Genomic DNA, 13,537 nt, shown 5'->3' on the forward strand with positions numbered 1-13,537 from the left:
TGCGCAGTGACCGTCAGCCCTGTGCCGGTGAGGCCAGAACCCCTGCAAATGAACGCTTCCCGCGCCGCAGCACGAGGACGCCACCCGGCAGCAGATCGTCCGTGCCAGGCACGTACTCCGCGTCCTTCACCTTCTCGTTGTTCAGGTACCCGCCGCCTTCGGCCACGGTCCGCCGCGCAGCGGACTTGCTGGCAACCAGTCCGGACTTCACCAGCAGGTCGCCGTACGTCGGCATCGCCTCGCCGGCGCCCAGCTCCACATGCGGCGCTTCTCGTAGCGCCGCCACCAGAGTGGAGCCGTCGAGCGACCCCAACTCCCCCTGGCCGAACAGCGCCTTCGAAGCCTCCTGCACTCGCCGGGTCTCCTCGGCGCCATGCACCAACGTCGTCACGTCCTCCGCGAGCACCCGTTGAGCTTCCCGGGCCTGTGGACGTTCCGCAGTCGCCTGCTCCAGCGCGGCGATCTCCTCCGCCGTACGGAACGTGTAGTACCGCACGAGTTGCATCACGTCGCGGTCGTCGCTGTTGAACCAGAACTGGTAGAAGGCGTACGGCGAGGTCAGCTCCCGGTCCAGCCACACTGAGCCGGACTCGGTCTTGCCGAACTTCGTCCCGTCCGCCTTGGTCACCAGTGGGGTGGCCAACGCATGCGCCTTGCCGGATTCGCTGCGGCGGATGAGCTCCACGCCGGCCGTCAGGTTCCCCCACTGGTCACTGCCGCCCGTCTGCAGGGTGCAGTTGTGCCGCCGGTACAGCTCGAGGAAGTCCAGCGACTGCAGCAGCACGTAGCTGAACTCCGTGTAGCTGATCCCCTGCTCCAGGCGGGCCTTCACCACCTCCCGGCCGAGCATCCGGTTCACCGGGAAGTGCTTCCCGACGTCGCGGAGGAAGTCCAGGGTGTTGAGGTCTTTGGTCCAGTCGTAGTTGTTGACGATCCGGGCCGGGTTCGTCAACGACTCGTCGAAGTCGATGAACTTCTCCACCTGGACGCGCACCTTCTCGACCCACTCGTGGACCACGTCCTTCGGGTTCAGCACCCGTTCCGAGGTCTCCTTGGGGTCACCGATCAACCCGGTGGCGCCACCCACGAGCCCGATCGGGTTGTGGCCGGCCAGCTGGAGTCGCCGCAGCGTCAGCAGCTGCAGCAGGTTCCCCATGTGCAGACTCGGTGCGGTGGGGTCGAAGCCGACATAGGAGGTGATCGGTCCCGCTGCCATCGAGGCCCGAAGGGCGTCCGGATCGGTGGAGTGGGCAATCAGGCCACGGCTCTCCAGGTCATCCAGTACCTGGGTGCGGCGTTCGGTCACTTGGTCTCTCCTCGAGTACGTCGGTCACGTCTAGTGTCCTGTACGCGGGCCAACCGACGCTCAGGTGGGTTCCGGACGTGTCAGCACGGCGCGGAGCTGGGGACGGAGCGCATGCCCGTCAGGCCCCTGGACCGTGACCGCGGTGGGGCGCTGCGGGTCGTGAGCTCCCGGGTCCTGGTTCGGTACGGGCAGACCGTGTGACAGGACCTGCTCGGCCGGAGTGAGCTGGCGTATGCCGATGGCCAGCACATGATCCGGATGCGTCTGCGCGAAGTCGCCGTACAGCTGGGGGTCGTGCTGGCCGTCGTCGCCGATCAGCACCCAGCGCACCTTGGGGAACTCGCGAGCCAGCCGGCGCAGCGCGGTCCGCTTGTGCTCCTGGCCGCTACGGAACCAGCCTGTGTTCGTCGGTCCCCAGTCCGTCATCAGCAACGGGCCCGGCGGGTACCCGTGCCGGGCGAAGAAGCGAGTCAGCGTCGGAGCGGTGTTCCACGCTCCCGTCGACAGGTAGAACATCGGCGCACCAGGATGATCAGCCAGCAGCTCGTCGTACAGCCCTGCCATCCCTGGTACGACGCGGCGCGCCTGCTCGTCGCGGACGAACGTGTTCCAGGCCGCGATCATCGGCCGCGGCAGCATCGTCAGGATCACCGTGTCGTCGATGTCGCTGACGAGCCCGAACGTGGCGTCCGGATCCGGTACGAAGATCCGCGCCCGGGCCTGCCGTTCCCCGTGGACGCCGAGCATGATCTCGTGCCACCCCGCCGGCAGCACCTCCGGCACGGTCAGGTCGATGAACCCGCCGCGGTCGGTGACGGCGTCGTACGTCCGCCCGTTGACGGTGACGGATACCAGCACCTTGGTCGCCGGCGCCGTCACGAACACCCGCCAGCCGCGCACCACCTGGTCCTCGTCGTACCGCGGCTGGTTGCGGGGGTCCCGGCCGAGCACGACGCGCGCCAGCACCCGGACGAACTCGGTGTTGCCGTAGCCGACCTGCGGGATGATCCGCTCCTGCCAGCCACGACGCCGCAAGATCGCCTGCACCCCGACGTTGAACCAGTCCTCGAGACGGGACGAGTAGTGCGGACGGGCCATACCAGAAACCTACCCGGAGCACGGTCCGGTAGTCGTCCTCCCTCGCGCACCGCGACAAGCTTTGACCCGCACTTCACGAACTGTCGGTGCCACCCCCTACCGTCTCCCCATGACCAGTGTCGGAATGTGCTTCCCGCGTACCTTCCCGGCCGCGCTCGTCACCGACGTGGCGCGGCGTCTCGACCGTGGTGGCGCGGACGAGCTGTGGATCATCGAGGACTGCTTCTACACAGCTGGTCCGTCGCTGGTGTCGGCTGCGCTGACGTCGACCGAGCGGCTGACGGTCGGGCTCGGCATCGCGCCCGCGGTGGCTCGTACGGCGGCGGTGACCGCGATGGAGTTCGCGACGCTGGATGCGCTCGGGCCGGGCAGGTTCCTGCCGGGGATCGGCCACGGCGTGCAGTCGTGGATGGCGCAGATGGGTGTCCGGCCGAAGTCGCCGCTGACAACTCTCGAAGAAGTCACCACGACGGTCACCCGGTTGCTCGCCGGTGAGGAGGTGAGCTTCGAGGGCAAGGCGGTGTACCTGAAGGACGTGAAGCTGGACGCGCCGCCGGTCACCCCGCCGACGATCCTGCTCGGAGTGATGGGCCCGAAGTCGATGGCGCTGGCCGGCCGGGTCGCCGGCGGTGTCGTGCTCGCCGAGCCCGCGACTCCGGACTATGTGCGGCAGTCGGTGGAGTACGCCGGATCGCCTGAGGGGTTCGTGGTCGCGGTGTTCGCCGCGATGTGCGTGCGCGGCGACCGGAAGACGGCGTACGAGTGGACCGCGCCGTGGCTCGGCTGGCGGATCAGTGACAACCACCCGGGCGTGACCGCGCTGCCGTTCTTCGACGAGATGAAGGAGCTGTTCGACGCGTCCGGTGTCGACGGACTCGTCGGGATGCCGACGGACTGGTGGACGCAGATCGGTGCGATCGGGACGCTCGACGACGCGGCCGCGCACGTCGATGCACTGGAAGCAGCTGGGGTGCACCACATCGGGTTGTTCCCGGATCCGGAGGTGGAGCACGGGCTTCCGCAGCTGGAATATGTGCTGGAGCTGGCGGGGCGTTAGACCCGTCGCTTCGGGACGTGCGGGCGGTACGGCGAGACGGTCGGGTCGCCCGGGATCCAGAAACGCCAGGCGCGGTCGGCCGCCTCGCGGAGACCGACGCGTGGTCCGGTGGACGGCTCGCCGTCGAAGCCGGCGCCGGGTAGGAGTTGGATCGGTGAGTTCTTGGCGAGCAGGTCCGTGCCGTTGCCGTCGCGTCTGATGCCGAGGGCAACACACAGGCGGGCCGGGCCGCGGGCGAGATCCCGGTCAGGGTTGACCTTCGGCCGCTTCGTCATCGGTCCTTGCCTGACTTGGTTGAAGGCGACCTTCTCGGCCGCCGGTTGGCCGCGGCGGGCGCGGGCCAGTTCTACGCCTTCGAGGATCTCGCCGGCGCGGAGGAGGACGGCTGATGGTTTGCCGGGCGGGCCGACGACGACGTTCATGCAGAAGTGCATGCCGTAGGTGAAGTACACGTACAGGAAGCCGGGCGGGCCGAACATGACTGCGTTGCGGGGGGTTTCGCCGCGGTACGCGTGGGAGCCCGGGTCGCCCGGGCCGTCGTACGCCTCGACCTCGGTGAGCCGGGCGACGACGGTGCCCTCGTCCGTGGTGCTGCTGATGAGCATGCCCAGCAGCTTCGGCGCCACTTCCAGCACAGGACCATCAAGCACAGAACGGCGCACAGGCATGCCCAGCACCTTAGGCCAGGCGGGTGCTGTGCTCTGCTGCGCGGTTGCGGAGTTCGGCCAGTTGGACCTCGACCTGGGGTTGGGCTGTGCCGCCTCGGGTGTTTCTTGAGGAGAGGGAGCCTTCGACGGTGAGGACGGAGCGGACCTCGGGGGTGAGGTGTGGGGAGATGGCGGCCAGGTCCTCGTCCGAGAGGTCCCAGAGTTCGATGCCGCGCTTCTCGCAGGCCTGAACGCAGGCGCCGGCGAGCTCGTGGGCGACTCGGAAAGGGACCTGCTGGCGAACGAGCCACTCGGCGATGTCGGTCGCCAGCGAGAAGCCCTGCGGCGCCAGCTCCGCCAACCGGGCGGTGTTGAACCGCAGCGTCCGGATCATCCCGGTGAACGCGGGCAGCAGCACCTCGAGGGTGTCGATGGAGTCGAAGACCGGCTCCTTGTCCTCCTGCAGGTCCCGGTTGTACGCGAGCGGCTGCGCCTTGAGCGTCGCGAGCAGGCCGCTCAGGTTGCCGATCAGCCGGCCGGCCTTGCCGCGGGCGAGCTCGGCGATGTCCGGGTTCTTCTTCTGCGGCATGATGCTCGACCCGGTCGAGAACGCGTCGTCCAGCTCGACGAAACCGAACTCCTTCGTCGCCCAGATGATCACCTCCTCGGCCTGCCGGGACAGGTCGACGCCGATCTGCGCGGTGACGAACGCGAACTCCGCGACGAAGTCCCGCGACGAGGTCCCGTCGATCGAGTTCGCCGACGAGTTCGTGAAGCCCAGTTCATGAGCGACGAACACCGGGTCCAGCCCCAGCGAGCTACCAGCCAGCGCACCCGAGCCGTACGGCGAATCCGCCGCAACGCGGGCGTCCCAGTCGGCCAGCCGATCCAGGTCCCGGATCAGCGGCCAGGCGTGCGCGAGCAGATGATGCGACAGCAGAACCGGCTGCGCGTGCTGCAGATGCGTGCGTCCCGGCATCGCCACACCCAGATGCTGCGCGGCCTGATCCGCAAGCGCGTTCAGCTGCTCCAGCACGAGCCGCCCGACGATCCGGCCGTGCTCGCGCAAGTAGCTCTTGAACAGCGTCGCGACCTGGTCGTTCCGCGAACGTCCGGCCCGCAGCCGGCCACCCAGCTCGGCGCCGAGCCGATCGAGCAGGCCGTGCTCCAGCGCAGTGTGCACGTCCTCGTCCTCGAGAGCCGGCAGGAACCGCCCGGCCAGCACGTCGTCGAGCAACGCGTCGAGCCCGGCCAGCATCGCGGCCAGGTCCTCGTCGGTCAGCAGGCCCGCGCGGTGCAGCACCTTGGCGTGCGCCTTCGACCCGGCGATGTCGTACGGCGCCAGCCGCCAGTCGAAATGCGTCGACTTGCTCAGCGCCGCCAGCGCGTCGGCCGGCCCGCCCGAGAACCGGGCACCCCACAACGCCGAATCCCGGGCAGCACTCTCACCTGAACTCACGAACACGTCCTCATATCAGTCATCGGTCAGATCCTTCAGTCGCTCGGCCCTCGACTCGGGCCTCGACTCGGCCCGCTGCGCCAGGCCGAGGAAGCGGGCCGCGAGCGCCTCGCCACCGACCGGGTTGCGGGACACGACCATCACGGTGTCGTCGCCGGCGATGGTGCCCAGGACGTCGTCCAGGCCCACGTGGTCGATCGCCGACGCGAAGTACTGGGCTGCTCCCGGCGGGGTCCGCAGGATCACCAGGTTGGCGCTGCCCTCGGCCGACACCAGCAGCTCGGACGCCACTCTGGCCAGGCGCGCCTCGAAAGCGGCCGCCTCGCCGGCGCGCGGCGTACGGTCACCGCCTTCCCCCGGTACGGCGTACACGAGCTGGCCGGAGGAGTCGCGGACCTTCACCGCACCGATCTCGACCAGGTCGCGCGACAGGGTCGCCTGCCCGACAACCAGTCCGGACGCAGCGAGCAGATCAGCCAGCTCGGTCTGCGACCGCACCGGCTGCCGACCGAGCAGATCGACAATCCGCTGCTGACGCGCGGTCTTCGTAGTCGGTACGGCGAGGTTCATTCCCCGAAGCTCCTTGCCAGCAGCCACGACAGCAGGGCCTTCTGCGCGTGCAGCCGGTTCTCGGCCTCGTCCCAGACGACCGACTGCGGGCCGTCGATCACGGCCGCGTCGATCTCCTTGCCACGGTACGCGGGCAGGCAGTGCAGCACGATCGCGTCCGGCTTCGCCTTGGACAGCAGCTGCTCGGTCACGGCGTACGGCACGAACGGCGCCTCACGCGTCGCGGCCTCGGCCTCTTGTCCCATCGAGACCCAGGTGTCGGTGGCAAGCACATCCGCTCCGTCGGCCGCCGCGATCGCGTCCGCCGTCCACGCCACCGATCCCCCGGTCGACGTGGCGATCTCCGCGGCGCGCGCCAGGATGGCGGGGTCCGGCTGGTACTCCGTCGGCGACCCGACGACGACGTGCATGCCGGCGGTCGCACCACCCAGCAGGTACGAGTGCGCCATGTTGTTGGCGCCGTCCCCGAGGTAGACGAGCTTCAGCCCGGCCGTCGAGCCCCTGTGCTGACGCACGGTTTGCAGGTCGGCCAGGATCTGGCACGGGTGGAACTCGTCGGTCAGTGCATTGATCACCGGCACCTGCGACGCGGCCGCCATCTCCTCGATCCGGCTCTGGCCGAACGTCCGCCAGACGATCGCCGCGACCTGCCGGTCCAGCACCCGCGCCGTGTCCGCGATCGGTTCGCCGCGCCCCAGCTGCGAGGTCTGCGCGTCGATGATCAGCGGTACGCCGCCGAGCTCGGCGATCCCGACCGCGAACGAGATGCGGGTCCGCGTCGAGGTCTTGTCGAAGATCACCGCGACCGTCTTCGGACCGCTCAACGGCTGGTGCCCGTGCCGGTCCCCGGCGAGCTGGGCGGCCAGCGTCAGGACTTCGTCCTGCTCGACCGGCGAAAGGTCGTCGTCCCGCAGGAAGTGCCTGACCATCTACGCCTCCACCTTGTCGAGCAGCCCGGGAAGGGCCGCGACGAAACTGTCCACGTCAGCCTTGCTCAGGATGTACGGCGGCGCCAGCCGCAACGCGTTCGGGATCGGATTGTTGATCACGAACCCGGCCGCCAAGGCCAGTGCCGCGACCTGGTCCGACACCGGCTGGGCCAACTCGATCGCCAGCAGCATCCCGCGACCGCGGACACCCGCGATCAACGGGTGGTTCAGCGCGATGATCGACGACGCGAGGTGGTTGCCGACGGCATTCACCTGGCCGAGCAGCCCGTCCCGCTCGATCACGGTCAGCACCGCCAGACCCGCGATCGACGCGACCGGGTTGCCGCCGAACGTCGTCCCGTGGTTGCCCGGCTGCAGCAGGTCCGCGGCCGCGCCCAGACCGATGCACGCACCGATCGGGATGCCCGCACCGAGGCCCTTGGCCACGGTCACAATGTCCGGCGTGATGGCCTCGGGCTCAAAGGCGAACCACGTGCCGGTCCGTCCGATCCCGGTCTGGATCTCGTCGAGCCACAGCAGCGCGCCGTGCTCGGCGGTGATGCTGCGCGCCGCCCGCAGGTATCCGGCCGGCGGTACGACGACGCCGTTCTCGCCCTGGATCGGCTCGAGCACGACGGCCGCCGTCTCGTCGTCGACGGCCGCGGCCAGCGCCTCGGCATCGCCGTACGGGACGAACTCCACGTCGCCGGGCAACGGCGCGAACGTCTCCCGGTACGCCGGCTTCCAGGTCACTGCGAGCGCGCCCATGGACCGTCCGTGGAACGCGCCGACGGTCGAGATGATCTTGGTCCGGCCGGTCCGGCGGGTGATCTTGAACGCGGCCTCGTTCGCCTCGGTGCCGGAGTTGGTGAAGAACACCTTGCCCGGAGCGTTGAACAGACCGAGCAGCTTCTCGGCCAGCGCGATCTGCGGGGCGGAGGCGAAGAAGTTCGAGACATGGCCGAGGGTGGCGAGCTGCGACGTCACCGCGGACACGACGAACGGGTGCGCGTGGCCGAGGCAGTTCACCGCGAGTCCGCCGAGCAGGTCGAGGTACTTGTTGCCGTCGGCATCCCACAGGTACGCGCCCTCGCCGCGGACCAGCACGCGCTTGGGCGCACCGAAGGTGTTCATCAGCGCACCGGCGTACCTCTCGGTGAGTGCGGCCTGGGAGCCGTCGACAGTGACGAGTTCGGTCATGACGGGATCACCTGGGTTCCACTTCCGGCGTCGGTGAAGATCTCGAGCAGTAGCGAGTGCGGGACGCGGCCGTCGATCACGGTCGCACGGGAGACGCCCGACTCGACCGCGCGCAGGCAGGCCTCCATCTTCGGCACCATGCCGGAGGCCAGCGACGGCAGCAACTCGGCCAGCTCGGCCGCGTCGATCTGGGTGATGATCTCGTCGCTGTCCGGCCAGTTGCGGTAGAGCCCGGCGACGTCGGTCAGGACGACGAGCTTCTCGGCGCCGAGCGCGACCGCCAGCGCGGCGGCCGCGGTGTCGGCGTTCACGTTGTGCGCCTGGCCGTCCTCGTCCGGCGCGATCGTCGACACCACCGGAATCCGGCCGGCGTCGATCAGGTCGATCACTGCCTCCGGCCGGACGTCGACCACATCGCCGACCAGCCCGATGTCGACCGCCTCGCCGTCGACGGTCGCCGTACGGCGTTCCGCGGTGAACAGGCCGGCGTCCTCACCGGACATGCCGACCGCGAACGGACCGTGGGCGTTCAGCAGACCGACCAGCTCGCGGCCGACCTTCCCGACCAGGACCATGCCGACGACATCCATCGCCTCCGGCGTGGTGACCCGCAGACCGCCGCGGAACTCGCTGTCGATGCCGAGCCGGCCGAGCATCTCGCTGATCTGCGGTCCGCCGCCGTGGACCACGACGACGCGCACCCCGGCGTACCGGAGGAAGACGATGTCGGACGCGAACGCCTGCTTGAGCTTGTCGTCGACCATGGCGTTCCCGCCGTACTTCACGACGACGGTCTTGCCGTGGAACTCCTTCAGCCACGGCAAGGCTTCGGTCAGTACGGCGGCCTTCTCGACCGCATCTGCATGACTGTTCACGAGGAGTACGCCGAGTTCTCTTCGACGTACGCGTGCGACAGGTCCGTGGTGAGCACGGTCGCGGACGCCGGGCCGGCGTGCAGGTCGATCAGTACGTCGATCTCCAGGCCGCTGAGGTCCGCCTCGGAGCGGTCCACCCCCTTGCCGCCGGCCACACAAATGGCAGCGCCGTTCAGGGTGATGTCGAGCAGCGACGGGTCGAAGGCGGTCGGTGCGTTGCCGACCGCCATCGCGATCCGGCCCCAGTTCGGGTCGGAGGCGAAGAACGCGGTCTTGCAGAGGTTGTCCTCGGCAACGACCTTGGCGGCGGCCAGCGCCTCCGCCTCGCTCGCGGCGCCCTGGACGGTGATGCTGACGTGCTTGGTGACGCCTTCGGCGTCGGCTTGCAACTGCTTCACCAGGTCAGCAGCCAGCACGGTCAGGGCAGCCTCGAAGGCCTCGGGCGTGACCTTTACACCGGATGCGCCCGAGCTGAGCAGAAGCACCGTGTCGTTGGTCGACGTTCCCCCGTCGACGTCGAGCCGGTTGAAGGTCTTACCGACCGCGTTCCGCAAGGCGTGGTCGAGGTGCGGCTGGTCGAGGACGGCGTCGGTGGTGAGCACGCTGAGCATCGTCGCCATGTTCGGCGCGCACATCCCGGCGCCCTTCGCGAACCCGCCGATGCTCCAGCCGTCCGGGTGCTTCAACGCAGCCAGCTTCGGCACGTTGTCGGTCGTCATCACGGCAGTCGCGGCGGACAGGTCGTGGCCGGTGGTCGCTCCGAGGGCGCCGACCGCGGTCTCGATCCCCGGGATCAGCTTGTCCATCGGGAGGCGTTCGCCGATCAGGCCGGTCGAGCAGACCCCGATCTGCGCCGCGCCGGCACCGAGCAACTCGGCCAGCTTCTCCGCGGACTGGTGGGTGTCCTGGAAACCTTCCGGCCCGGTGCAGGCGTTGGCGCCGCCTGAGTTGAGGACGACCGCCTTGAGTGCGCCGGCGGTCAGGACCTGCTGGGACCAGAGCACCGGCGCGGCCTTCACCTTGTTGGTGGTGAAGACGCCGGCGGCGACGTCGGACGGGCCGTCGTTCACGACGACCGTGACGTCCGGCGTACCGGCCGGCTTGATCCCGGCGATCACCCCGGACGCGCGGAAGCCGGCCGGCGCGGTGACCCCGGCGCTCCGATCGACCCAGGAATCCAGCGCCGCGGCTGGGGTGATGTCAACGGTCACGGGGCTACTCCTACGAGGGGCAGGGCCGTGGTCTCGTCGAGACCGAGGGCCAGGTTCATGCACTGCACGGCTCCGCCGGCGGTGCCCTTGGTGAGGTTGTCCATCGCGGCCACGATGACGGCGCGGCCGGTGCGCTGGTCGAGGGCGACCTGCAGTTGCACGGTGTTCGCGCCGAGCGTCGCCTGCGTCTGCGGCCACTGCCCCTCGGGCAGGACGTGCACGAACGGCTCGTCGGCGTACGCGTCCTCGTACGCCTGCCGGAGCTTCGCGAGGTCGGTGCCATCGGCAACCGGGGCGCTGCAGGTGGCGAGAATGCCGCGGGCCATCGGGACCAGGACTGGCGTGAAGGAGACGCTCACCGGCTGCTCGGCGTACGGCTTGAGGTTCTGCTCGATCTCCGGCGTGTGCCGGTGCACTCCCCCGACGCCGTACGCCGACGCGGAGCCCATCACCTCCGCGCCGAGCAGATGCGCCTTCGGGGCCTTGCCCGCGCCCGACGTACCGCTGACCGCGACTACCACCAACTGGGTGGAGTCGACGAGGCCATGCTGTACGGCGGGGAGCAGCGCGAGGGTGGAGACGGTCGGGTAACAACCCGGTACGGCGACCCGGTTCGACCCGCGGAGCTTGTCGCGCTGACCGGGGAGCTCCGGGAGCCCGTACGGCCACGAGCCGGCGTGCTCGCCGCCGTAGAACTCGACCCACACCTCGGCCTCGGTCAGCCGGAAGTCCGCGCCGCAGTCGATCACGGTGACGTCCTCGCCGAGCTGGTCGGCGATTCCGGCGGACTGTCCGTGCGGCAGGGCCAAGAACACCACGTCGTGACCGGCGAGATTCTCCGCCGTGGTCTCGACCAGGATGCGCCCGGCCAGCGGCACGAGGTGCGGGTGGTGCACGCCGAGCGCCGTACCGGCGTTGCCGCCGGCGGTCAGGGCGCCGATCTCCACTCCGGGGTGGCTACTCAGCAAGCGGAGCAGCTCGCCGCCCGCATACCCACTGGCTCCGGCCACCGCCACCTTCACAGTCATATGAATGAGTATGCCACAGGCCGGATGAATATCCAACCGGTGATGCGTCCTGGACCACCAGCCAACCACGTGCTGTGACGCGGGTCATGTCACACGCCGCCGGGCTCCGCGTGTCCTGTGAGCGACGACGAACTCTGGAGGGTGACATGGCGCGGATCCGGCTGGAGCATGAGCGGGGCTGGTTTGTGCGGCTGGCGGAGTGGGGCAGCCGGCGGAAGTACGGGAAGGTGCTGGAGCCGGGGCAGGCGGCGCTGCACAACCGGCGGGTGCTGGTGTCGATGCTGATGCTGGAAGGCACCGCAGCTCGGTGGAACAAGCTGGAACCAGGGCTGAAGGCGCTCGCGGTGATGGTGACGTCGGCGCGGATCGGGTGCAGCTGGTGCATGGATTTCGGGTACTGGGAGTTCCATCACCAGGGTGTCGCCCAGGCCAAACTGCGGGATGTGCCAAGGTGGCGGGACAGTGACGTCTACTCGGATCTGGAGCGCGCGGTGATGGATTACGCCGAGGCGATGACGGCGACTCCGCCGGAGGTCACCGACGAGCAGGTCGAGCGGGTGCGCGCCGACCTGACCGAGGAGCAGTTGGTCGAGCTCACGTCGGTCATCTCGCTGGAGAACTACCGCTCCCGCACGAACGCCGCCCTCGGCCTCACCAGCCAGGGCTTCAAGGAGACCTGCGAGCTGAGGCCGGTCAGATGACCGAGGAACAGCTGGCCGGCGAGTTCGCCGAACACCGGTCCGTCCTGGTCGGGGCGGCGTACCGGGTGGTCGGAAGTGTGAGCGACGCGGAGGACGTGGTCCAGGAGGCGTGGCTGCGCTGGACCGGGGTCGACCACGAGGAGGTGCGCGACACCCGCGCATACCTCATCCGCATCACCACCCGCCTGGCCCTCAACCGGCTGCGCGAGCAGAAGGCCCGGCGGGAGCAGTACGTCGGGCCCTGGTTGCCGGAGCCGCTCGCGACCGACGACGACCCTGAAGCCAAGGTGGAGCTGGCGGACTCGGTCAGCATGGCGATGCTCGTCGTGCTCGAGACCTTGTCCCCGCTCGAGCGCGCCACCTTCGTGCTGCGTGAGGTGTTCGACCTCCCGTACGACGAGATCGCGGATACCCTCGGCCGGTCCGAGGCCGCCGTACGGCAGCTCGCCCATCGCGCCCGCGAGCACGTCCATGCGCGGCAGCCGCGGCACCACGTCGACAAGGCACGCCACGACGAGGTGACGATGCGGTTCATGCAGGCGGCCGGGTCCGGCGACTTCGACCAGGTGGTCGCGTTGCTCGCGCCGGACGCCGTACTGATCAGCGACGGCGGCGGCAAGAAGAAGGCGGCGCTGCGCCCGATCCACGGTGCGGACAAGATCGCGCGCTGGCTGTTCGCGGTGATCGCGGAGAACCCGGGCTTCGAGGTCCGGATGGGGACGCTGAACGGCGAGATCGCCTACATCGCGTACGACGGCGACGAGCCGGACACGGTCGCGTTCCTGAAGACCGAGGACGGCCTGATCAACGAGCTGTACCTGATCCGGAACCCGGACAAGCTGGAGCACCTCCACTGAGCCGTAGACTATCTGCAACTCAGTCGCAGATGGAGGTGCGGTGAAATACCTTGCTCTGGACCCGGACGACGCCCTTGATCCCGGGTTGCGGGCGGACCTGCTGGACACCTGGGTCGCGGCCACGAATGCGGGCGGTGCGGTCGGGTACACGCCGCCCGCCCCGGTCGAGCTGATCGCCGAGAACCTCGACGGCGCGCTCGGCCGGGTCGCCGCCGGGCTCGACCTGCTCGGCGTGCTCCACACCGGTCAGCGGTACGCCGGGATGGGTCTGCTCGTGGGTCACGGCGGCACGCTGAATGCGCACTGGCGCACCGTGTTGCGGGTGATGGTCCACCCGGAGCACCAGGGCAGCGGCGCCGGCCGCGTGCTGATGGAGGGGTTGCGCGGATCGGCGGTCGACCTCGGTCTCGAGCAGCTCCAGCTGACGATCCGCGACGGGCTGGGGCTGGAGAAGTTCTACGGTCCGCTCGGGTACCGCGTCGTCGGCACCCACCCGCGCGCGATTCGCGTGGCCCCGGACGACTACCGCGACGAGATCATGCTGGTCCTCGACCTGTAGCTGCGGATCCCCAGGCCATCACAATCGCGCGGCGGCGCCG

14 protein-coding genes are annotated in these 13,537 nt (G+C 69.3%); 4 read left to right on the forward strand and 10 right to left on the reverse strand.

The window, feature by feature from the left end:
* Positions 1–13: 13 nt before the first annotated feature.
* Both tyrS and OHA18_RS03320 read right to left on the reverse strand, forming a co-directional pair.
* A complete protein-coding gene (gene tyrS, locus OHA18_RS03315; RefSeq protein WP_329002073.1) occupies positions 14–1,306 on the reverse strand; it encodes a tyrosine--tRNA ligase in 1,293 nt (430 codons plus the stop codon).
* 60 nt (positions 1,307–1,366) lie between these two features.
* The gene (locus OHA18_RS03320) at positions 1,367–2,404 is read right to left on the reverse strand and encodes an App1 family protein (RefSeq protein WP_329002075.1); all 1,038 of its coding nucleotides are present in this window, start codon (positions 2,402–2,404) and stop codon (positions 1,367–1,369) included.
* 109 nt (positions 2,405–2,513) lie between these two features.
* On the opposite strand from OHA18_RS03320, the gene OHA18_RS03325 reads away from it, so the two are divergent.
* Positions 2,514–3,461: an LLM class flavin-dependent oxidoreductase gene (locus OHA18_RS03325; RefSeq protein ID WP_329002076.1), complete on the forward strand. Its 948-nt coding sequence runs from the start codon at positions 2,514–2,516 to the stop codon at positions 3,459–3,461.
* Here OHA18_RS03325 and OHA18_RS03330 read toward each other — a convergent pair.
* Genes OHA18_RS03330 through argC form a run of 8 tightly spaced genes read right to left on the reverse strand, consistent with a single transcriptional unit; the run spans position 3,458 to position 11,380 of the window.
* Positions 3,458–4,129 carry a DNA-3-methyladenine glycosylase gene (locus tag OHA18_RS03330; protein ID WP_329002077.1) on the reverse strand — a complete coding sequence of 224 codons (672 nt, stop codon included), beginning with the start codon at positions 4,127–4,129 and terminating at the stop codon, positions 3,458–3,460. The genes OHA18_RS03325 and OHA18_RS03330 overlap by 4 nt on opposite strands.
* Before the next feature lie 10 nt (positions 4,130–4,139).
* Entirely contained in the window at positions 4,140–5,567 is a 1,428-nt protein-coding gene (argH, locus tag OHA18_RS03335) for an argininosuccinate lyase (protein WP_329002078.1), read from the reverse strand.
* A gap of 15 nt (positions 5,568–5,582) precedes the next feature.
* Positions 5,583–6,137 (reverse strand): arginine repressor, encoded by a 555-nt coding sequence (locus tag OHA18_RS03340; RefSeq protein WP_329002080.1) that lies wholly within the window; start codon positions 6,135–6,137, stop codon positions 5,583–5,585.
* Positions 6,134–7,066, reverse strand: a complete 933-nt coding sequence (gene argF, locus OHA18_RS03345) for an ornithine carbamoyltransferase (protein ID WP_329002082.1) — start codon at positions 7,064–7,066, stop codon at positions 6,134–6,136. The genes OHA18_RS03340 and argF overlap by 4 nt, the downstream gene beginning before the upstream one ends.
* Complete coding sequence (locus tag OHA18_RS03350; protein WP_329002084.1) at positions 7,067–8,266, reverse strand: acetylornithine transaminase; 1,200 nt, start codon at positions 8,264–8,266, stop codon at positions 7,067–7,069.
* Positions 8,263–9,141 carry an acetylglutamate kinase gene (gene argB / locus OHA18_RS03355; protein WP_329002085.1) on the reverse strand — a complete coding sequence of 293 codons (879 nt, stop codon included), beginning with the start codon at positions 9,139–9,141 and terminating at the stop codon, positions 8,263–8,265. The genes OHA18_RS03350 and argB overlap by 4 nt, the downstream gene beginning before the upstream one ends.
* Positions 9,138–10,352, reverse strand: a complete 1,215-nt coding sequence (gene argJ, locus OHA18_RS03360) for a bifunctional glutamate N-acetyltransferase/amino-acid acetyltransferase ArgJ (RefSeq protein WP_329002086.1) — start codon at positions 10,350–10,352, stop codon at positions 9,138–9,140. Before argJ ends, argB begins: the two co-directional genes overlap by 4 nt.
* A complete protein-coding gene (gene argC / locus OHA18_RS03365) occupies positions 10,349–11,380 on the reverse strand; it encodes an N-acetyl-gamma-glutamyl-phosphate reductase (protein WP_329002087.1) in 1,032 nt (343 codons plus the stop codon). The genes argJ and argC overlap by 4 nt, the downstream gene beginning before the upstream one ends.
* 146 nt (positions 11,381–11,526) lie before the next feature.
* Here argC and OHA18_RS03370 point away from each other — a divergent pair, with 146 nt between their 5' ends.
* The 3 genes from OHA18_RS03370 to OHA18_RS03380 are packed head-to-tail and all read left to right on the forward strand — an operon-like array spanning position 11,527 to position 13,497.
* Complete coding sequence (locus OHA18_RS03370; protein WP_329002088.1) at positions 11,527–12,081, forward strand: carboxymuconolactone decarboxylase family protein; 555 nt, start codon at positions 11,527–11,529, stop codon at positions 12,079–12,081.
* On the forward strand, positions 12,078–12,938 hold the full coding sequence (locus tag OHA18_RS03375) for an RNA polymerase sigma-70 factor (RefSeq protein WP_329002090.1): 861 nt from the start codon (positions 12,078–12,080) through the stop codon (positions 12,936–12,938). Before OHA18_RS03370 ends, OHA18_RS03375 begins: the two co-directional genes overlap by 4 nt.
* 40 nt (positions 12,939–12,978) lie before the next feature.
* Entirely contained in the window at positions 12,979–13,497 is a 519-nt protein-coding gene (locus OHA18_RS03380; protein ID WP_329002091.1) for a GNAT family N-acetyltransferase, read from the forward strand.
* The last annotated feature ends 40 nt before the right edge of the window (positions 13,498–13,537 follow it).

It is taken from the genome of Kribbella sp. NBC_00709 (assembly GCF_036226565.1).
Lineage (GTDB): Bacteria > Actinomycetota > Actinomycetes > Propionibacteriales > Kribbellaceae > Kribbella.